The 20,800-nt window shown below is 70.3% G+C and carries 7 protein-coding genes and 1 riboswitch; of the genes, 2 read left to right on the top strand and 5 right to left on the bottom strand.

The features are described 5' to 3' along the window. Positions 1-2: 2 nt before the first annotated feature. The gene (locus MZC64_RS35215) at positions 3-7,094 is read right to left on the bottom strand and encodes a type I polyketide synthase (protein WP_247763999.1); all 7,092 of its coding nucleotides are present in this window, start codon (positions 7,092-7,094) and stop codon (positions 3-5) included. A gap of 855 nt (positions 7,095-7,949) precedes the next feature. On the opposite strand from MZC64_RS35215, the gene MZC64_RS35210 reads away from it, so the two are divergent. Further along, complete coding sequence (locus MZC64_RS35210) at positions 7,950-9,326, top strand: NAD(P)/FAD-dependent oxidoreductase (protein ID WP_247763998.1); 1,377 nt, start codon at positions 7,950-7,952, stop codon at positions 9,324-9,326. A gap of 616 nt (positions 9,327-9,942) precedes the next feature. On the opposite strand, the gene ilvD is transcribed toward MZC64_RS35210, so the two are convergent. After that, the gene (ilvD, locus tag MZC64_RS35205; RefSeq protein WP_247763997.1) at positions 9,943-11,631 is read right to left on the bottom strand and encodes a dihydroxy-acid dehydratase; all 1,689 of its coding nucleotides are present in this window, start codon (positions 11,629-11,631) and stop codon (positions 9,943-9,945) included. Positions 11,632-11,727: 96 nt separating this feature from the next. Here ilvD and MZC64_RS35200 point away from each other — a divergent pair, with 96 nt between their 5' ends. Then, positions 11,728-12,696: a YafY family protein gene (locus tag MZC64_RS35200; protein ID WP_247763996.1), complete on the top strand. Its 969-nt coding sequence runs from the start codon at positions 11,728-11,730 to the stop codon at positions 12,694-12,696. Here MZC64_RS35200 and MZC64_RS35195 read toward each other — a convergent pair. The 3 genes from MZC64_RS35195 to MZC64_RS35185 are packed head-to-tail and all read right to left on the bottom strand — an operon-like array spanning position 12,668 to position 20,415. Continuing rightward, positions 12,668-13,051 carry a RidA family protein gene (locus tag MZC64_RS35195; protein ID WP_247763995.1) on the bottom strand — a complete coding sequence of 128 codons (384 nt, stop codon included), beginning with the start codon at positions 13,049-13,051 and terminating at the stop codon, positions 12,668-12,670. The genes MZC64_RS35200 and MZC64_RS35195 overlap by 29 nt on opposite strands. A gap of 13 nt (positions 13,052-13,064) precedes the next feature. Beyond that, positions 13,065-16,751 carry an NACHT domain-containing NTPase gene (locus MZC64_RS35190; RefSeq protein WP_247763994.1) on the bottom strand — a complete coding sequence of 1,229 codons (3,687 nt, stop codon included), beginning with the start codon at positions 16,749-16,751 and terminating at the stop codon, positions 13,065-13,067. Positions 16,752-16,782: 31 nt separating this feature from the next. Then, positions 16,783-20,415: an NACHT domain-containing NTPase gene (locus MZC64_RS35185; protein WP_247763993.1), complete on the bottom strand. Its 3,633-nt coding sequence runs from the start codon at positions 20,413-20,415 to the stop codon at positions 16,783-16,785. A 42-nt stretch (positions 20,416-20,457) separates the two neighbouring features. Beyond that, positions 20,458-20,679, top strand: a riboswitch (cobalamin riboswitch). The last annotated feature ends 121 nt before the right edge of the window (positions 20,680-20,800 follow it).

Raw genomic sequence — 20,800 nt, 5'->3', positions numbered from 1 at the left:
GCTCACCAGCCCGAGGCGGAGTAGACGACTGAGCGGACCGCGTCGCCGCCCCAGGCGAGTTCGCGCAGCAGGGCGAGGGTGCCCTCTTCGGGGTCGATCAGTTCGATGCCGCGGCGGGTGTAGGACTGCATGAGTTCGGGGGTGACCATGCCGCCGTGCTTGGCCGAGGGCGCCCACGGTCCCCAGTGGACAGTCAGGCCGCGGGCGCCGGTGCGCTGGGACCAGGTGATGCCGAGGGATTCCAGGGCGTCGTTGGCCGCGGCGTAGTCGACCTGACCGCGGTTGCCCAGTGCGGCGGCGATGCTGCCGAAGAGCACCGCGAACCGGGGCCCGGTCTCACCGAGGTCGGAGACGGCTTCCAGGAGCTGGCGGGCGCCGTCGACCTTGGTGCCGAAGACCCGCCGGAAGGACTCGATGTCCTTCTCCGCCAAGAGCTTGTCCTCGATCACGCCGGCCGCGTAGACCACGCCGTCGATGCGGCCGTGTTCGGCGTGGATCTCCTTGACGAGGCCGCGCAGCGCGTCGTGGTCGCGGACGTCGACGGAGTGGTAGCGGACCTGGCTGCCAAGTGCGGCGATCTCGTCCACAGTGGACTGGACTTCGCGCTGGGCCAGGATGCGGCTGGCGGTGCGTTCGATCTCGGCCGGGTTGCGCAGGCCCTGCTGGATCAGCGCGGCCCGCAACTGGGTTTTGTCGGTAGCGGCCCGGGTGGCGGGGTGTTCGTCCTCGGTGGCCACGGCGGTGCGGCCGACGAGTTCGATCCGGCAGCCACTGGCTCCGGCCAGGGTGGCCGCGAACTGGGCGGTGATCCCGCGCGCGCCGCCGACGAGGAGGACCACCGAGTCGCGGTCCAGGCCAATGGCGCCGGCCTCGGTGGAGCCGTCTCCGGCGGGTCCGGCGCCCAGGCCGAGCGCGCCGAGCGGGGTGGCCACCAGGTCCAGGGCCTGCCGTCCGCCTTCGCGGCGCAGGACGACCGGGTGGCGGTCACCGGCGAGGATTTCGGCGAAGAGCGCGGCGGCCGGGTCGGCGTCGGTCTCGACCAGGCTGGCGTGCGTGTCCGGGTATTCGCGGGCGATGGTGCGGAACAGTCCGCGCAGTCCGGCCGCCCGGCCCAGCTGACCCGGTGCGGCTGCCAGGAGCCAGCTGACGCCGCGGACGAGCGCGGACTGGAAGGAGGGGAAGGTTTCCGGGAGCACCGGCAGGTCGCCGTCGACCAGGGCGTCCAGGAACACCACGCCGTCGATCTGCCCGTCGGCCTCGGTGAGCGGCCGGGCCAGGGATTCGACCCTGGCCTGCGCGCCGTTTTCCAGGAGCAGTGCGGCGAGTTCGCTCGCGCCGGTGGCGCCGAAGAGCACGAACCGCTTGCCCGCCAAGGCTTCCACCCCGACGGGGGCGATGCCGGAGATGTCGACCGGGGTGAGCAGGTACCGCTTGGGCGCGATGCCGCCGGAGGCCGGCACTGGCTCCGGTGCGGCGGCCAGGGCGAGCGGCTGGGCCGCCGCGGGCAGGGCCGGGGCGCCGGACTTGGCGGCCAGCCAGCCCGCGATCGAGGCCGCGGTGCGCGCCTTTGCGAGGTCTTCCAGTTCGGCGTCGCCGAGGCTGGCCGCGTCCACACTGTCCCCGAGCTGGCTGGCCAGCTCGCCCGCGATCTCGGTGCGCTTGATGGAGTCGATGGAGAGGTCGGCTTCCAGGTCCAGGTCAGGTTCGATCATGTCGATCGGGTATCCGGTGCGGTCGCTGATGATCTGCAGCACGGTGGCCAGGATGTCGGCCTCGCTGGGGCCACTGGCCGCGATCGGCGCGGGGACCGCGGCCGGTGCGCTGTCGCCGACCTTCGCGCCCAGCCAGGCGGAGATCGCCGCGGCCGTGCGGGCCTTGGCGAGGTCCTCCAGCTCGGCGTCGGTCAGGCTGGCCGCGTCCAGACCGCCACCCAGCTTGGTGGCCAGCTCACCGGCGATCTCGGTGCGCTTGATGGAGTCGATGGAGAGGTCGGCTTCCAGGTCCAGCTCGGGTTCGATCATGTCGATCGGGTACCCCGTCCGGTCACTGATGATCTGCAGCACGGTGGCGAGTACATCCACAGTGGACGGCGCGGGCGCGGGGGCGGTCACCACCGGCACGGGTGCGGCGACCGCCTGGACCACCGGCGCGATCGGGGCCTGCACGACGGCCGGGAGCTGCTGGAGCACCTGCGGCGCCGCGTACTGCACGCCGGGGTTGCTGCCGAAGTAGGTGAGCATGACATCGCGCTGGGCGGCCAGGATTTCCCGGCTGGTCCGGAGGAACTCGCTGACCAGGGCTTCGTTGCCCCCAGCTGGCTGGGGCTGCGGCTGGCTCATGGTGGTCTCCAGGTGGACGCGACGGGCCGGGGCGAGGCCGCCGGTGAGGTAGCCGCCGTCGGCGGTGCGCACGACGTGACCGTCGATGGTCCAGCCGGCGCGCTTGGGCAGGGGAGTGGCCGAGATGTCGCGGGCGTCGCGACCCTGGAACAGCCAGCCGGTGCGCAGGGACACCCCGGCGGTGGCGAGTGCGGCGAGCGCGCCGAGGAAGCCGCGCAGACCGCTGTCCGCGCTGGGCTCGATGGTCACGGTGACGTGCGGCCGGTCGCCGAGGATGTCCTTGACCAGCCGGGACAACACCTTGCCGGGCCCGGCCTCGACGAAGACCCGGGCGCCGTCGGCGTACATGGCCTCGATCTGCTCGACGAAGCGCACCGGCGAACCGATCTGCGCGGCCAGCTCGGCGCGGATGTCCGTGCCGTAGACGCTCGCGGTGCGGTTGGACCACACCGGGATCTCCGGCGCATGGATGTCCACAGTGGACAGAACCGCGGCGAATCGGTCGCCGCCGGCGGCGACGATGGGGCTGTGGAAGGCGCAGGCCACCGGGATCGGTTTGGCGCTGATCCCGGCCGCCTTCAGCTCGGTGACGGCCTTGGCCACACCCTCGGTGCTGCCGGAGACGACCACCTGCTTGGGCGAGTTGTGGTTGGCCAGCACCACTTCCGCGCTCAGCCCGGCCCGCTGCAGAACCTCAAGGACGGCGGCGGCTTGCCCGGAGGCGGCGGCCATGCTGCCGGGATCGCCACCGGCGTCCGCGGCGGCGGCCAGGATCGACTCGGCCCGCGCCGCGGAGATGTCCAGGAGGGTGCCCGCGTCGATCGCGCCCGCCGCGGCCAGCGCGACGAGTTCGCCATAGCTGTGTCCGGCAACGAGATCCGCCCGCACGCCGAGTTTGTCAAGCAGCTGGTGCACGGCGAGTCCGGCGATGCCGAGCGCGGGCTGGGCCACCCTGGTGTCGCGCAGCCGGGTCTCGTTGTCCTTGGCCACCGCGGAGTCGAACGCGGCGGGCGGGAACAGCAGGTCGGCCCACTGGTGCCCGCGCTGCAACAGGTGCTGCACCTCGGGGAAGGCCACGAACAGTTCGGCGAGCATGCCGGTGCGCTGGCTGCCCTGCCCGGGGAACAGTAAGGCGAGTTTGGCGGGCTCGTCACCCAGGGCGGTGTTCCCGGCCAGGTACACCCCGGCAGCCGGGTCGTGTTCCCCGGCGACGGCGCGGCGCAGCTGACCGACCAGGCCGTCCAGGCTGTCCGCGACCACCGCGACCTGCACGGGTTCGGTGCGGGTGTCGGCGGTGCGGGCGGCGGTACGCGCCAGGTCCCGCAGCCGCCACGGACGGCCGCCGGTGTCGTTGGCCGCGGCCAGGTCCAGGAGCTTCTCGATGGACTTGGTGGCCGCCCGCAGGTCGTTGCCGCGGAAGGTGAACAGCTCGGCCGGCCAGGCGTCCACGCTGTGCCGCGGCGCGGGCTGGTCCACCGCGGCGAGCACGGTGTGGAAGTTGGTGCCGCCGAAGCCGAACGCGCTCACCCCGGCGACCCGGCTGGCCGGTTCGGTGGCCCAGGGCCGGGCCGCGGTGTGGAAGACGAACGGGCTGGAGTCCTTGTCCCAGGCCGAGTTCGGCGTTTCCACGTGCAGCGTGGGCGGTGTGACCCCGGTGTGCAGGGCCAGTGCGGCCTTGATCAGCCCGGCGAGTCCGGCCGCGCACTTGGTGTGCCCGATCTGGGACTTGACCGAGCCGATCGCGCAGGTCCCTGGCTGGGCCCCGGCCTCGACGAACATCTTGGTCAGGGTGGCCAGTTCGGTGCGGTCGCCGACCACGGTGCCGGTGCCGTGCGCCTCCACCAGGCCCACAGTGGCGGGGGAGAGGTGCGCGTTGGCGTAGGCCCGGTCCAGGGCGGCCCGCTGGCCCTCCGGCCGCGGCGCGGTCAGGCCGAGGGACTTGCCGTCGCTGGCCGAGCCGAGGCCCTTGACCACCGCGTAGATCTTGTCGCCGTCCCGCTGCGCGTCGGAAAGTCGTTTCAGCGCAACGCAGGCGACGCCTTCACCGAGGGCGATGCCGTCGGCGCTGCTGTCGAAGGTGCGGCTGCGGCCGGTGGCGGACAGCGCGTGCACGGAGGCGAAGAGCAGGTAGTCGTTGATGCCGTTGTGCAGGTCCGCGCCACCGCAGAGCACCAGGTCGCTGGTGCCGTTGACCAGTTCCTTGCAGGCCACGTCGAGGGCGGCCAGGGAGGAGGCGCAGGCGGCGTCGACGGTGTAGTTGGCGCCGCCGAGGTCGAGGCGGTTGGCGATGCGGCCGGAGATGACGTTGGCCAGCATGCCGGGGAAGGAGTCCTCGGTCAGCGGCGGCAGCTGGTCCAGGAGTTCCTTGGGCAGGTTGGCCAGGTAGGCGGGCAGGACCGCGCGCAGGGTGGTGGCGTTGGACAGGTCGGAGCCGGCCTCGGCGCCGAAGACCACGGAGGTGCGGGAGCGGTCGAAGTCCCGGTCACCGTCGTAGCCCGCGTCCCGCAGTGCCCGGCGGGCCACCTCCAGTGCCAGCAGCTGCACTGGTTCGATGCTGGCCAGGCTGGCGGGCGGGATGCCGTAGCTCAACGGGTCGAACGGGATCCGCGGCAGGAACCCGCCCCAGCGCGAGGGGGTGCGGTCGTTGATGTTCTTGCCGGTGGCATCCGGGGAGTAGTAGGTGTCGGCGTCCCAGCGGTCGGCCGGGACCTCGGTGACCGCGTCCACGCCGCCGACGATGTTGGCCCAGAAGGTGGCCAGGTCAGGGGAGTCGGGGAACACGCAGGCCATACCGACGATCGCCACGTCCAGGGGCGGCGGCGCGACCGGTTCGGTGTGCGCCGGGGTGCGGAGGCCGAGCCGCTGGCGGACGAGTTCGCGTTGCGCGCCAAGGTATTCGGCCGCGTCGCCGGTGACCGCCTCGTGCAGCGCGGCGACCGTGGTGACCTCGTCGCGCAGCACCGCGACCTGGCCGGCCATGAACAGGCCGTCGGCGAGCTGCTCGGTCTCGTCCGCGGACACCAGGCTGTCGCCCTCGCGGCGCACACCCTTGCTGGCGATGCGCAGCCGGCCGACGTTGAGGCCTTCCAGGTGTTCCCAGATCTCCCGGTCCGGCACGCCCTGGGCGGTCAGCTCGGCCTTGATGGTCTGGAAGTTCTCGGCGAAGGGGCTGGTGACGCAGCGGGTGGCGTGGCCGGGCGCGGTCTCCAGCAGTTCGGTGCCCTCGGCGGCGAGGACCTGCTGCTGGAACAGCGGTTGCACCGCCCCGGCGCTGACCGCCTCCTGGGTGAACAGGTAGGCGGTGCCCATGAGCACGCCGATCCCGACGCCCTTGGCGGCCAGTGGCGCGGCCATCGCGGCGACCATGGCGGCCGAGCGCGCGTCGTGCACACCCCCGGCGAAGATCACCTGAAGGTCGCCGCCGTCCTTGGCGCCCAGGTGGTCGAGCAGCACCGAGATCTGGGCTTCCCACAGCGCGAAGCTGGCCCGCGGCCCGACGTGCCCGCCGCATTCGCTGCCCTCGAAGATGAACCGGCGCGCGCCCGCCTCCACGAACTGCTTGAGCAGCCCGGGGGAGGGCACGTGCAGGAAGGTCGTGATGCCGACCTCTTCCAGCGCGGCGGCCTGCGAGGGACGGCCCCCGGCGATGATCGCGTGCGTGGGCCGCAGCTCGCGGATGATCTCCAGCTGCGCGGCCCTGGTGTCCTCCGGCGCGAATCCGAGCACACCGACGCCCCACGGGCGTTCGCCCAGTGCGGCGGCGGTCTCGGTCATCATCCGCCGGGTCTGTTCCTTGCCGGCCAGGGCGAGGGCGATGAACGGCAGTCCGCCGCCGGTGGCGACCTCGGCGGCGAACCCGGCCTGGTCGGACACCCGGGTCATCGGACCCTGCGCGACCGGCAGCGGCACGCCGACCGCGGTGGCGAAGGCCGAACCGGGGCGCAGCACCGCGTCCAGGCCCTCGGCGGTCACCGCGGCGGTGATGGCGTCCCGGATGGCGCGCACGACCCGGCCGACGGTGCCGTAGCGCTCGGCGAAGCGGGCGGCCAGGAAGATGTCCTGCCCCAGTTCCAGGGCCGGGGCGGGGGCGCGTCCCTTGCGAGCCAGCACCCGGCGACCGTCGACCACGGCGGTCTCCGAGCCGTCCAGGGTGCGCAGCAGCGCGGCGGTCGCCTCGGGCAGCTCGGACTCGGCCAGCAGCGCGAGCTGGGTGTCCAGCACGACGCCGGTGGCGCCGCCGAGCACGGCCGCGGCGGCGGTGTGCGTGCCGATGCCACCGGCCAGCCAGATCGGCAGGTCCAGGCCCGGGGTGGCCATGAGCTTCTGCAGCAGCACGAAGGAGCTGAGTTCGCCGACCAGGCCACCGGCCTCGTTGCCGCGGGCGATCAGCCCGGCCGCGCCACCGGCGGCCGCGGCGCGCGCCTGCTCGACGGAGGTGATCTCCACGAGCACCCGGAAGCGGGCGGCGATGTCAGCGAGTTGCCAAGAGCTGTCCCCGGTCAACACGACCGTGTCAACTTCGGTGGGGAGATCGGCGGGGTTGAGCGCGCATCCAGCCGGGACGCGCACCCCGAAGGTGCCGGACGCCCAGCGCTGGGCGAGAACTAGTGCTTCCCGAGTCGACCGGGCGCCGGTGCCGAGGTCGAGAACTCCGAGTCCGCCGGACTGGCGGACCGCGGCGACGAGACGTGCGTTGGCCTCGCCGAAGGGGGTAACCCCGATGACGTCCCAACGCCGTTCCGACTGCGCGGCCATGGAGCCTCCGTTGATCAACAACAACCTGTGGACGGGCAGGATCCAGCTAGTGACCCGAAAGACTGAATCGAAACGGGAAGCTAGCGGTGCAGGCTGTAATTCATCAACGGTTGAAATAGGGTCTTGAGTCGCCCTCAAGGGAAAATTGAGCGGCTCTCAAGTATTCGGTGCTCCCGCTTTGGCTCTCGGGTCCCGGTGTCTTGTTCAGCAATTCGGCACAAATGCCGTGTGGCTGAAGTCACTCAACCGGGCAAAACCGCTGGCCGGTAGGTCACCCAGTGTGTCCACTGTGGACGCGTGGCCTAGGGTTCCGGCCTGCGTGCCCCCGGTGTTCATCTACTGGATACGTCCGCTGCACATGGGGGTAATCGCCACAACGTGCGGCTTTGTTACCCCCTCTGGCAGGGGGAGCGGGCGGACCGGTCGCGCTCGGCGATCATGGGTCCCTCGGCGGGGTGGTCCCGGAGGCGATCATGAACCCAGGGTGCTGTCGATCAACGGTAAAAATGCCGGGTGATCTTTGGGCGAGTTGATTCGGAAATTTCCGGCGCCCGAGGTACATTCTGCCCGCCATTCCCAGGGGATGACGCGGGTTAATGCTGCCGAAATCGGCCTACGACGTTTGCAGGTAACTGAATCCAGCGCGCCGGGACCGTTCTGACACGGTTCAGCGAGGTAGCTACCCAGGTAGCAGTGGATCTCGATACCTGGTAGTGGTCCGCCGCGCACGTGATGACCGCCCGGACAAACGTTGGCGACCGAGTTGACCGCCGCGCCCCGCCGAAATCCCCGGTTAACACTGACAGGTAACTTGCCTGTACGGCATGCAGTCGTCCCGGCGAACGAAGGAGAGCCATGTCAGCCCATGAGGTGGACGTCGTCGTGATCGGGCTCGGGCCCGGTGGTGAACATGTTGCCACGGAGCTGGCCGGGGCCGGACTGCGGGTGCTGGGAGTGGAGCGCAGGCTGGTCGGCGGCGAGTGCCCGTACTACGGCTGCATCCCGACCAAGATGATGGTCCGCGCCGCCGAGGTGGTCGCCGAGGCCCGCCGCGTGCCCGAACTCGCGGGCTCGGCCACCGTGCTCCCCGACTGGTCGGCGGTAGCGGAGCGTATCCGCCGCGAGGCCACCGACAACTGGGACGACACCGTCGCCGTCCGCCGCCTCACCGACGCGGGAGCCACCTTCCGCCGCGGCACCGGCAAGATCACCGCCCCCGGCCAGGTAGAAGTCCTCGACGACGACAACCAGACCCACCACATCACCGCCACCAAGGCCATCGTCCTCAACCCCGGCACCGAACCCCTCATCCCGCCGATCCCGGGCCTGGCCGGCACCCCGTTCTGGACCAACCGCGAAGCAGTCCGCACCGAGTACGTCCCCGACACCCTGGTGGTCCTCGGCGGCGGCGCCATCGGCCTGGAGTTCGCCCAGCTCTTCGCCCGCTTCGGCGCCGAAGTCCACCTCATCGAACCCCAGTCCCACCTGGCCGCCCTGGAAGAACCCGAGGCGGCGGCCCTGCTCACCGAGATCTTCGCCGACGAAGGCATCACCGTGCACACCGGCGCGGGGGCCGAGTCAGTGACTCACCAGGCCAACGAGTTCACCCTCACCCTCACCAACGGCACCCGCGTCACCGGCACCCACCTCCTGGTGGCCACCGGCCGCAAAACCGACTTCGAAGCCCTCGGCATCGGAAACCTGGGCCTGGACCCCACCACCCGGACCCTCCCCACGGATGATCGACTCAAGGTCGCCGAGGGTGTCTGGGCGGTAGGCGACATCGTCGGCCACGGCGCCTTCACCCACATGTCCATGTACCAGGCCGACATCGTCATCCGCGAGATCCTCGGCCACCCAGGCCCCGCCGCCCAGTACCACGCCATCCCCCGGGTCACCTTCACCAACCCAGAACTGGGTTCGGTGGGCCTCACCGAGAAGCAGGCCCGAGCCCAGGGCCACAACATCCGCACCGGCCTCACCCGCCTGGAGAACAGCTCCCGAGGCTTCGTCCACAAGGTAGGCAACCGAGGCCTGATCAAACTCATCCTCGACACCGACCACAACACCCTCCTGGGCGCCACGGCGATGGGCCCCGCCGGCGGCGAAATCCTGGGCGCCCTGGCCATGGCAGTCCACGCCAAAATCCCCCTGGAAACCCTCCAACAGTTCATCGGCGCCTACCCCACCTTCCACCGGGCAATCAGCGAGGCCGTCAAGGACCTCGCCTAGCAGCCGCTGCCCCGGGGCTCTGACCAGCACTTTGTGGATAGCCCCCGGCCTCGGGGTGCCCCTGTGGATACGCTGGGAACCAAATAGCCCCTCCCCGCGTTGCGTGAACAATCGGAAGCGCGCCCACCGCACAACCGCCCCCCGCCCCACCCCGACACCCCCGCCCCACACCCCGCCCGACCCGACCCCAGCCAACCGCCGCCCGCCCACCGGGCTACCGACCAGCCCGCACTCAAGCGCCACGTAGCAGCGGCCCGCACCCAGCCGCCGCCTGCACGGCCCACGGCTGTGCTCGCCGCCCGCCCCACTGGCGTACACCCCGCCGCCCGCCCCGCTGGCGCACACGCCGGCGGGCGTCTAGGCGCACAGTCCCGGCGCCGCAGACCCGGCTCGCCCAGCCGCCGCCTGCCGCGCCGGGACGCACCGCCTGCCGTGCCCGGGCGCACCGCCTGCCCTGCCTCCGCCTGCCACGTCGGGGCGCACCGTCTGCCGCGCCGGAGCGCACCGCCTGCCCAGCCGCCGGGTGGCTTGGCCTCGATGCCCGGCCGCGCGGGCCTGGCCGCCGCGCACTTCGACAAACCGCCCTACCCGCAATCCGCCCAAGCTGCAGACCGCCCTACCCGCAGACCGCCCCCGTGCTGGCCGACCCCACCAACTTCGCGTACTTCGCCAACACCCCCCGCGAGTACCCATGCGCCCGCGGCACCCACCCCTCCCGCCGCCCCGCCAGCTCCGCCGCCCCAACCTCCAGATCCAACGCCCCCGCCACCACATCCAGCCGAATCCGATCCCCGTCCCGGACGAACGCGATCGGCCCCCCGTCCACCGCCTCCGGTGCGACATGCCCCACGCACAACCCGGTCGTCCCGCCCGAGAACCGCCCGTCCGTCAACAACAACACGTCCTTGCCCAGCCCCGCGCCCTTGATCGCCCCCGTGATCGCCAGCATCTCCCGCATCCCCGGCCCGCCCTTCGGCCCCTCGTACCGGATCACCACCACATCCCGCGCGGTGATCGTGCCGTTCTCCAGGGCGTCCATGGCGGCTCGTTCGCCTTCGAAAACCCTTGCCGTGCCCTCGAAAACTGCCTCGTCGAAGCCGGCGGACTTCACCACCGCGCCATCCGGGGCCAGGGTGCCGTGCAGGATGGTGATGCCGCCGGTGGGGTGGATGGGGTTGGACAGGGCTCGGATGACTTCGCCGTCGGGGGCGGGGGCGTTGAGGATGGCCAGGTTCTCGGCCATGGTCTTGCCGGTGACGGTGAGGGCGTCGCCGTGCAGCAAATCCGCGTCCAGCAACAGTTTCAGCACCACGGGGATGCCGCCGATGCGGTCGACGTCGTACATCACGTGTCGCCCGAACGGCTTGAGGTCGCCCAGGTGCGGAACTTTCGCGCCGATGCGGGTGAAGTCGGCCAGGGTCAGGTCGACCTCGGCTTCGTGGGCGATGGCCAGCAGGTGCAGCACCGCGTTCGTCGAACCGCCCAGGGCCATGACCACCGCGATGGCGTTCTCGAAGGCGGGTTTGGTCATGATGTCCCTGGCGGTGATGCCGTGGCGGATCAACTCGACCACCGCCTCACCGGAGCGGCGGGCGTAGCCGTCGCGCCTGCGGTCCACCGCGGGCGGTGCGGCCGAACCCGGCAGCGACATGCCGAGGGCTTCGGCGGCGCTGGCCATGGTGTTGGCCGTGTACATCCCGCCGCAGGCGCCCTCGGTCGGGCAGACCGCGCGTTCGATCGCGTCCACGTCCGCCCGGCTCATCAACCCCCGCGCGCACGCGCCGACCGCCTCGAACGCGTCGATCAGCGTCACCTCGCGCTCGGACCCGTCCGACATGGTCGCCCGGCCCGGCATGATCGAACCCGCGTACAGGAACACCGCGGCCAGGTCCAGCCGCGCGGCCGCCATCAGCATCCCGGGCAGCGACTTGTCGCACCCGGCCAGCAGCACTGAGCCGTCCAGCCGTTCGGCGCCCATCACCGTCTCCACCGAGTCCGCGATCACCTCCCGGGACACCAGCGAGAAGTGCATGCCCTCGTGCCCCATGGAGATCCCGTCGGAGACCGAGATCGTGCCGAACTGCAGCGGGAAACCCTCCGCCGCGTGCACACCCTCCTTGACCGCCGAGGCCAGCCGGTCCAGCGACAGGTTGCACGGGGTGATCTCGTTCCACGAGGAGGCCACTCCGATCTGCGGCTTCTCCCAGTCCTCATCGGAGAAACCGACGGCGCGCAGCATGCCGCGCGCGGCCGCTCGTTCCAGACCATCGGTGACATCCCGGCTACGCGGTTTCAGATCGGCCATGCCCCGGGACGCTACTCGCGGTCACCACCCCGCGCGCGGCCTCACCGCGCCCGGTACCTGACAGAACCCGGCAGGAACTCGGTGCACACTGGAGCCGTGCGCGCCGCCCGACTGCTCTCCCTGCTCCTGCTGCTCCAGACCAGGGGCCGCCTCACCGCGCAGGAACTGGCCGAGGAACTCGACGTCTCCGTCCGCACCGTCTACCGCGACGTCGACTCGCTGAGCAGCGCGGGCGTGCCGGTCTACGCCGACCGCGGACCCACCGGCGGCTACCAGCTCCTGGACGGCTACCGCACCCGCCTCACCGGCCTGACCAGCACCGAAGCCGGCGCGCTCGCGCTGGCGGGGCTGCCAGACCAGGCCGCCGAACTGGGCCTGGGCACCGTGCTGGCCGCCGCCCGGCTCAAACTCGACGCCGCACTGCCGCCCAGTCTGCGCGAGGGCGCCCACCACGTCCGCGACCGCTTCCACCTGGACGCCCCCGGCTGGTTCGCCGACGCCGACCGCCCGCCCCAGCTGCCCGCACTGGCCACCGCGGTCTGGGAGGCCCGCCCGATCCGGATCACCTACCGCCGCTACCGCCAGCCCGACCGCGAATCCGTGGTGCACCCACTCGGCCTGGTCCTCAAGGCGGGCACCTGGTACCTGGTCGCCGAGGCCGACCGCACCCGCACCTACCGGGCCAATCGGATCAGCGCGGTGCAGATCCAGGACAACGCTTTCCCGAGGCCGCTCGATTTTGACCTGGCCGCGTACTGGCAGCGCTGGTCCGCCGAGTTCCAGTCCACTGTGTACAAAGGTGAAGCCAGGATCCGAGTGTCCCCCAAGGCAATGGGCGGCATCTTCACCTCGGGCCCGGTGGTGGCGGCGAAGATCCGCGCCACCGAACCGGGCCCCGACGGCTGGCGCGAGGTGGTGGTCCCGATCGAGAACCACGAGATCGCCCAGTCCGATTTCCTGCGCTACGGCCCCGAATTGGAGGTCCTGGACCCGCCGGAACTACGCGAGTCCATCGCCAGGGCCGCCGCCGCGATGATCAGGATGTACCGGGGCGGCGAGCGATGAGTTCGATTTCCACGTTGGCCCCCAACGGCAACCCGGCCACGCCGATCGTGGTGCGCGCCGGGAATGGCTGGGCGAACTGCTCGGCGTAGACCGCGTTCATCGCCGCGAAATCGGCCATGTCGGTCAGGAACACGGTGCACTTCAGCACGTCGTCCGGGGTCAGCCCGGCGGCGTCGAGCACGGCGAACAGGTTGGCGAAACACTGCCGCGTCTGGTCGCCGACCGAGCCCTGGACGAGCTTCCCGTCCGGGCCGACCGGGGTCTGGCCGGAGAGGTGGACGAACGGATCGGCGTCCACGGCGTGCGAGTACGGCCCGACAGCCACGGCCCCGGGAGCGTTGACGGCATTCCTCATACCGATCAGCCTGTCACCGCAACCCGTATCCCCGAAGCGATTTCACCAGGATCTCCTGCACGGCCTGGTCATCACGGGCAGTGGCGACCCACACCAGATCGCGGATATCGCGCAGGCTGAGTTCGTCCTGGTGCAGGTGGAAGGGCAGCAGACCGAGTTGCGCGAACAGTTCACCACTGTCCGGCAGCAGCGAGGTCAACACCTGGCTGGCGCCGGCCACCCGGGTGTTCTCGCGTACCGCCCGCAGTACCAGCAGGTTGAGCCGCCACGGGCGTCGGCCGCGCTGGTGCCCGCGCAGCAGTGCGGCGACCAGCTGGAGCAGCTGCTCGGTGCAACCATGGCCGGGTCCGGTGATCCGAGCGATCTGGGCCAGCCTCGGCAGCGTTTCCGGATTGTATCCGGACAGTGCGTGGAGGTCTGTCCACTCGGCGGCGAAGCGGTCCGCGATCGTCGCCCGGAGCCCGGTCATCGGGCGCTGACCACGATCGACCAGTAGTCGCGCGAGTTCACTGATGTCGTCCAGGGGCAGGGTGAACAGCGGTCCGGGCAGATCCGTCAATGCCCAGTGGCACAACTCCGTCGTCTGTCCCGCGTCGGCGAACCGGGCCAGCGCCACGGCGGTTTGTGTGTCCAGTGTTCGCGGAACCTGTCCGGACAGGGTGGCGAGGCGTTTGAGCACCTCGATGTACTTGCGCGTGGTGGCCCGCGCGGTATAGGCGTGCAGCAACGGTGCCGCGTAGGGCTTCCCGGCGAGGATTGACCTGGCGATGCTGTCGGCGCCGTAGTGTTCGACCAGCCAGTCCAGCGAGGCCGGATCCGCCCAGGTGCAGAAGTCGATGATGGCCGCCGCTTCGGGACGGCTGACCGAGAGGATGGACTCGGTCAGGATGTGCACGCTGCTGCTGGGGAATGCCTCGTGGGTTTCGCGCAGCAGCGGCAATGCGGCGTAGACGTGCTCCGGCGGGCGCCGGATCCCGTAGCTGATCTCGTGGCCGAACCAGTCCGAGGTGGTCAGCAGATCCGGCTCGCTGCGGGCGCGCATCACCGTGAACCGCCCGCTGAGGTCGATGCCCTCCTTCTTCAGGCTCTCCTCGGTGTAGTCCAGCAGGCGGCGTTCCGGGTCGGACTCGGCGATGGGAATCCCAGCCAGGCCAACGGTCACATGGTCGGCCAGGGCGCTGGCGGCGTTGTACACGGTGTGCAGGCGGTCCAGGCTCGGCGGCGTGCGGAACTCCTCCTGTAGCCGCAACGTGATCGTCTCGCCCTCCCTGGTGGCGATCTGGATCCCGGCGATCGCGCTCAGCGTCTCCCAGGAGAACCACGAACGCCACAGGCCGGTCAGCCGGTCCCAGGATCGGTAGCAGGAGCCGGGTGGACCGATCTCGTTCTCGTGCAAGGTGTATTCGCCGCCGGAAAGCACCGCGCGCAGCAGCACCAGGTTGAGGCTGTACAGCGCGAGGTGTTCCATCAGCGGCTTGCGGGGCAGCGGGGAGCCGTCTGGTGCAGGCAGGAACGGGTCCGGGCTGAATAGGACCCCGTGCAGCTGGTGGTGCACGATCGCGTCCAGGGCCTCGATCTCGGCCGGGGTGATCCGGTGCCGGGCCCATTCCCTGAGTAGCTGCAACAACATCGGGCGGGTGTGCAGGGGTGCGTGACTGAGGCAGGTGAACCAGTCGGCGGACAGGCGCACCCGGTTGAGGTCGCCGCCGAGCGAGCGGACCGTGGCGGTTTCCCGGATCACCTGGTTCAGCAGGAAATCCGCGGCCAGGAACTCGCCGAAGGTGTTGTGCAGGAACTCGTACGCCTTGGCGTCGTCGACCTGGCCGCGCGACTCGTGGATGAAGAAGAAGCTGCCCACCAGCAACTCCGACTGGGACAGTCGACGGCCGGGCCCGCCGGGAACAGTCCTGGATCGCTTGAAGTAGGCAAGATCCGCGTCCAGGTCGCCGGCCGCGATGTGCACCGCGTGCCGGTTGGCCATGCCGATCGCCGCCACGCCAAGACAGCGCACATCGTCATCGACCATTGTGGACAGATCCTCGGCGCACCGGTCGGCCGGGTCCTTGGCGCGTTCCCGGCGGACGAACTCGGTGATGATGCTGTGGTACAGCTGCGTTCGGTCCAGGCCCGTCGCGTCGGCCAGGGGTTGCACGGTGGCATCGTAGATGGCGAGCATGAGCAGCAGCAGCGGTTGTTCGGCGAGTTCGAGCAGCGCGGGGGAGTCGGGCAGGGTGAACGGGCGGGCGTTGTGCTCGTTCCAGACCCGGGTCCAGGCCGCCCGGCGGGGCGCGTCGAACTCCAGCAGGCGCAGCACGGTGGCCTCCGGCGGCACCGCGGCCTTGTCGATCAGGGTGAGCCGGCTGGTCACCAGCACCCGCACCGGACGGCCGTGCCGCGCCTCCCGTTCCTGGAACCGGTGCACCCGGGAGAGGTAGTCGGCGAAGACCTTCCCGTTGGCCTGCAACAGTTCGTCGTAACCGTCCAGGATCACCAGCGGCGGACTGTCCACTCTGGACTCGGCGAACTCCGCCCACGGCTGGGTCAGCCCGGTGTCCCGTTTGAGCTGGATCTCCAACTGGTCCTGCAGATCGCGTTCCGGGTCGATATCGCGCAGTTCCACCCGCACCACGGTGAACGCGGGCGCGGCCAGCCGGGCGGCGAGCACCTCGGTCAGCAGGGACTTGCCGGAACCCGGGTGCCCGAGCACCAGCAGCGGCCGTTCCGTGGAGTGCGGGGCGGCCAGGTAGCGCAACAGGAACTCGCCGAGGTCCTGCCGTGCCGGCGCACTCGACCAGGACGGCTCGTGTTCCAGCCGGGTCCCGTTCCCGCCGCACAGCACCTTGAATGCCTGCGGCACAAAGGAATCCGCCTTCGCTGGGTAGGTCAGCCCGTCCCGTGCGCCGTCGCCGAAGACCGGTGCGCTGAGCTTGTCGGCGTACTCCGCGGACAACGCCGTCGCCACCCGGTGCCCGCGCGCCACCGGAGTCATCCCCTCGACGGTGGCCGCCAGCGCGCGCAAGCCCAGGTCGATCGACTCGGTGCGCGCCTGGTCCCGCCGCACCGTCCACCCGCAGAACTCCGGACTGTCCACCATCAATCGCAGCAACTGCGCCTGGTACACCTCCTCGGCGGCTATGGTGGCCCGCTGGATGCCCGCGGCCAGTTCCCGCTCCCGTGCCCCGGGCACCCGCGAGTCCACCACCAGGGCCTGGGCGAACAACCGGAACTGCCCGCCCAGCAGGTTGTGGAAGATGCACCGCTCGTTCCAGGACGGCGCCGGATCGGCCGGATGCGGCAACGGCACCGCGAACCGCTCCGGCGCGGCCGTGTTGACCAGCATGATCTTGTCCGCGTCGGTGAGCGAGACCTCGGCGAGGAAGCCGGGGAGCTGGGCTTCCAGGGCGTCGAAGAAGGCGGTGAAGGTGATCAGGTAGTTCGCCGCGGCCATCCGCCGGGCCCGCTCCAGGAAGCCCCCGTCACCCCGGCCGAGCAGCTTGCGCGCCGCGCCCTGGCCGAGCTTGCTGACCTCGTTCTTCGCCCCGAGCAGCGACAACGCGCCCGGGTCGACCGCCGCCCCGAACACCAGCAACCCCACCCCGGCCAGCCGATCGACCGCCTCGACGAGTTTGCTGTCCCCACCCCGCTTCACCAGCTTCTGGACCTGGGCGAAGGTGATCGCGGTAGCACTGTCCTGCCCCATGGCAGGGGTGTCGCGGAACGTGCTCGATTGGTTACCGAAGGCCATGCTCCCGGAGTTCGGCCAGCAACTGCTCGTGGGCCGCCTTGCCGCCGATCTTGGGCGCCGCCCAGAGCAGGTCGTCGATGTCCTGGAAGGTCAGCTCGTCCCGGTATCGGTGCAGGGGCGTGAGCCCGACGCCGAGCAGGACCGGAGTGTCCCGCGGGCACAGCTGTCGCAGGATGTCCTCGTGCTGGTTCTGCTCCCGGACCGCGCGCAGCAGGTACCGGCTGCCCGGCCAAGGCTGGCGCCAGTGCACCCGAGCGGTGATCTTCTGGAACAGGATCCCGGTGAACACATGATGGGGGTCGGCGATGCGGGCGGCCTGACTGAGCCGGAGCAGGATCTCGGGTGGGTTGGCCTTGGTGAGCTGATCCAGGTAGGCGGATTCGCGGGCGAGCCGGTCGGTGATCGCGGGCCGGAGTTCGGCCAGATCGGCGTGGCCGCCGGTGACGAGCAGGCTGACCAGCTCGTCGAGTGCGGGCTGGGGGAGGGCCAGTAGTGGTTCGTTCGAGGCGCGGTCGTCCACCAGCGCGGTCAGGGCGGATCGGCGGAGGTCTGGTTGTCCGCCCGCGTCGGCGAAGGCCGCGAAGGCCACCGCGGTCTCGGCATCGAGGTCGCCGACGTTGCCGAACCCGGCCGCCACCTGCTCGGCCAGGAAGCTGACTTCCTGGTCGCCGTGGCGGGCGTAGGCGTTGAGCAGTGGCGCGACCATCGGGCTGGCTTCGAGCAGCAGCGGGTCCAGCCCGACGGCGGAGTCGGTGATGACGGCCAGCCAGCTGGGGTCGAACCGGACCAGGAAATCGATGATCGTCGCCGCCTCGGCGCGGGACAGGTTGGTGAGCTGCTCAGGGCGGATCCCGTGATGGGGGACGGTGAACGGGCCCGGCGTGCGTTGCAGGATGTCGAAGGCCGCGTAGACGTGCTCCGAGCGCAGCCGGATGTCATCCGGGAACCAGTCGGGGTTGTGCAGTTCGGCCGGATCACGGCGGCCACGCAGCACGGCGAACTCCTGTGGCAGGGCGACTCCCGCCACGGCGAGATTCGACTCCGCGTACTCCAGGCCGGTTGGCCCCAGGATCGCCTTTCCAGCCAGGCCGATGGTCAGGTGGTCGGCCAGCGCCTCCGCGCTCCGGAGCACCAGGTCCAGTCGATGGTCGGCGATGTCGTTGCCTGCCACCGGCCACAGGGACAGGGTCACCGTCGAGTCGAGCCGGATGGCGGTGAGCAGCGAGGCGAGCATGCCCAGGGCGTCCAGGGAGAACCAGGCGCGCCACAGGTGGGTCAGGCGATCCCAGGTGCCGTGGTAGAGGTCGGGCGGCCCGATCCGCTGCTCGTGCAGTTCATAGCGGTCGTTCGCGAGCGCGGTGCGCAGGACCACCAGGTTCAGGGTGTAGGTGGCCTGCTGGGCCAGCAGAGCGTTGCGGGGATAGGGATCGCCGTCGTGGCGGGCGGTGTAGGCGAGGGCGTCCGGGCTGTAGACGATCGCGCGCAGCTGGTGGTGCAGGATGCGGTCCAGGGCCTCGGTGTCGACGCGACCGCGCGCCCATTCCCGTAGCAGGCGGACCATTTGCGGGCGACTGTGCAGGGGGACGTGCTTCAGGCAGGCGAACCATTGTGGGGACAGGGTCGCCAGGTGGGCCTCCAGGGCGCCGTGGAGGGCTTCGTCGCCGGAGAGCTTGGCGACCGTGGTGGTTTCGCGGATCACTTGGCGGAGTAGGAAATCGGCGGCCAGGAACTCGCCGAAGGTGTTGTGCAGGAACTCGTACGCCTTGGCGTCGACCTGTCCACGCGACTCGTGGATGAAGAAGAAGCTGCCCACCAGCAGCTCCGCTTGGGTGAGTCGGCGGCCTGGGCCGTCCGGGGTGTGGGCGCCGGTGAAGTAGGCGAGATCGGCGTCCAGTTCGGCGCTCAGGATATGCACGGCCTGGCGGTTGAACATGCCGATCGCTGCCACCCCAAGGCGATTCAGCTCGGCGGTGACATCGGGGGAGGGGTCGGTCGGGTCCTTGCGGCGTTCACGGCGGATGAACTCGGTGAGCAGGCTGTAGTACAGCTCGGTGCGTTCCAGGTTTTCCGCGTTTGACAGGGGTTTCACCGTGGCGTCGTAGATCGCGAGCATGAGTAGCAGCAGGGGTTGCTCGGCCAGTTCCAGCAGTGCGGGCGATTCCGGGACGGTGAAGGGGCGGGCGTTGTGCGTGTTCCAGGTGTCGGCCCAGAGTTCCTGGCGGGGGCGGTCGAATTCCAGGAGGCGGATGACGGTGGTGTCGGCGGGGAGGGTGGCCTTGTCGATCAGGGTGATGCGGCTGGTGATCAGGATGCGGACCGGGCGGCCGAGCATGGCCTCGCGGGATTGGAAGGCTGCCGCGCGCATCAGGTAGTCGGCGAAGACCTTTCCGTTGGCCTGCAACAGTTCGTCGTAGCCGTCCAGGATGATCAGGGGCGGGCTGTCCGCGCGGGATCTGGCGAACTCAGACCAGTTGACGGTGCGGCCGGTGTCTCGCTTGATCTGGGTTTCGAGTTGGTCCTGGAAGTCGGTTTCCGGGTTGATGTCCCGGAGTTCGATCCGGACGGCGGTGAACGCGGGGGCGGCCAGGCGGGCGGCGAGCACCTCGGTGAGCAGCGACTTTCCTGAGCCGGGGTGGCCGAGTACGAGCAGCGGGGTTTGGGTGCTGTAAGGGGAATGCAGGAACTCCAGCAGGAAGTCGCCGAGGTCTTCCCGGATCGGGAGGTCAGACCAGCGGGGTTCGTGTTCGAGGTTGGTGTCGGAGGTCTGGTTGCGGATCACCTTGAACGCCTGGGGGATGAAGGCGTCCTGTTTGGCTGGGAAGACCAGGCCGTCGGCCTGGGCGTGATCGCCGAAGACCGGGTCGGCGAGGCGGTGACCGTACACAGTGGACAGATCGGCGGCGGTGGCGTCGCTCTGCGCGCCGGGGTGCAGTTCGGCGATCCGGTCCGCGAGGTCCTGGAGGCCGCGGTCGATGCGGTGCTGGTCCTGGCGGCCGACCCAGGCGGTGAAATCGGGGCTGTCGCGCAGCAGTTCGAGGTACTGGGCCTGGTAGACCTCTTCCGCCGCCCTGCCCGCGGACTCGATGGCCTCGGTCAGATCGCGTTCCCGGAACTGGTGGTTCAGGCCCTTGGCGAAGTGCTGGAATCGACTGGCCAGGGTGAGGTAGAGGAAGCGGCGGTTCGCGGTCTCGCTGTGCACCGGATGGGGCAGCACGACCGGGCTGTTGATCAATCCCCGGTCGGGGAGCAGGTTGAGCTTCTCCGCGTCGGTCAGTGCGATCACGGCCATGAGGTCGGGGGCGTGCCGGTCCAGCGCGGTGAAGAAGGCGGTGTAGGTCAACAGGCAGTGGGCGGCGGTCATGCGGCGGGAGCGGTCCAGGAAGTCGCCCGCGTCGCGGTTGAGGAGTTTCTTGGCCGCGGCCTGGCCTAGTTTGGTGATTTCGTTTTTCGCGCCCAGCAGGGACAGCGCCTCCTTGGCGATGGTGACGCCGGAGAGCAGCAGGATCACCCCCGCCAGTTTGTCCACCGCGTCAACGAGTTTGCTGTCCTGGACGCGGCCTTGTTTCACCAGCTTCTGGACCTGCTGGAAGGTGATCGCGGTCACGGTGTCCTGCCCCATGCGAACAGTGTCGCGGGCTGCCGCCGAAGAGTTACGGCGGGTAGGGTCGAAAGCGCTGATGGTTCGCCACGGGTCCCGAAACGGGGTTTGTGGCGTCGTAAGAGGGAACCCGGTGGGAATCCGGGACTGCCCCGCAGCGGTTAGCGGGAACGACCGCCGTCATCGCACTGGACGCACACCGCGTCTGGGAAGCGACGGCCAGTAGGAGCCTGAGCCCAGGCCTGCCCGCGAGTCCGAAGACCTGCCATCGGCCGTGCCCGCCACCTGGGCTGGCACGTTCCCGGTTCGGCCACGAGGGATGGCCGTGGGGCGCCCAGCCGTCGCGCACGGTCTGGTTGCCGCGCGTGCACATCCCTTCCCTGGACCGGAATGTCGTTCTCGAGGG

This window comes from Crossiella sp. S99.2 (assembly GCF_023094165.1).
Lineage (GTDB): Bacteria > Actinomycetota > Actinomycetes > Mycobacteriales > Pseudonocardiaceae > Crossiella.
This window is presented reverse-complemented; position numbering and strand designations above follow the sequence as displayed.

Bases quoted from the DNA above. Each gene is read 5' to 3' on its own strand.
- MZC64_RS35210 (WP_247763998.1), top strand. From the start codon at position 7,950: ATGTCAGCCCATGAGGTGGACGTCGTCGTGATCGGGCTCGGGCCCGGT.
- ilvD (WP_247763997.1), bottom strand. From the start codon at position 11,631: ATGGCCGATCTGAAACCGCGTAGCCGGGATGTCACCGATGGTCTGGAA.
- MZC64_RS35215 (WP_247763999.1), bottom strand. From the start codon at position 7,094: ATGGCCGCGCAGTCGGAACGGCGTTGGGACGTCATCGGGGTTACCCCC.
- MZC64_RS35195 (WP_247763995.1), bottom strand. From the start codon at position 13,051: ATGAGGAATGCCGTCAACGCTCCCGGGGCCGTGGCTGTCGGGCCGTAC.
- MZC64_RS35185 (WP_247763993.1), bottom strand. From the start codon at position 20,415: ATGGGGCAGGACACCGTGACCGCGATCACCTTCCAGCAGGTCCAGAAG.
- MZC64_RS35190 (WP_247763994.1), bottom strand. From the start codon at position 16,751: ATGGGGCAGGACAGTGCTACCGCGATCACCTTCGCCCAGGTCCAGAAG.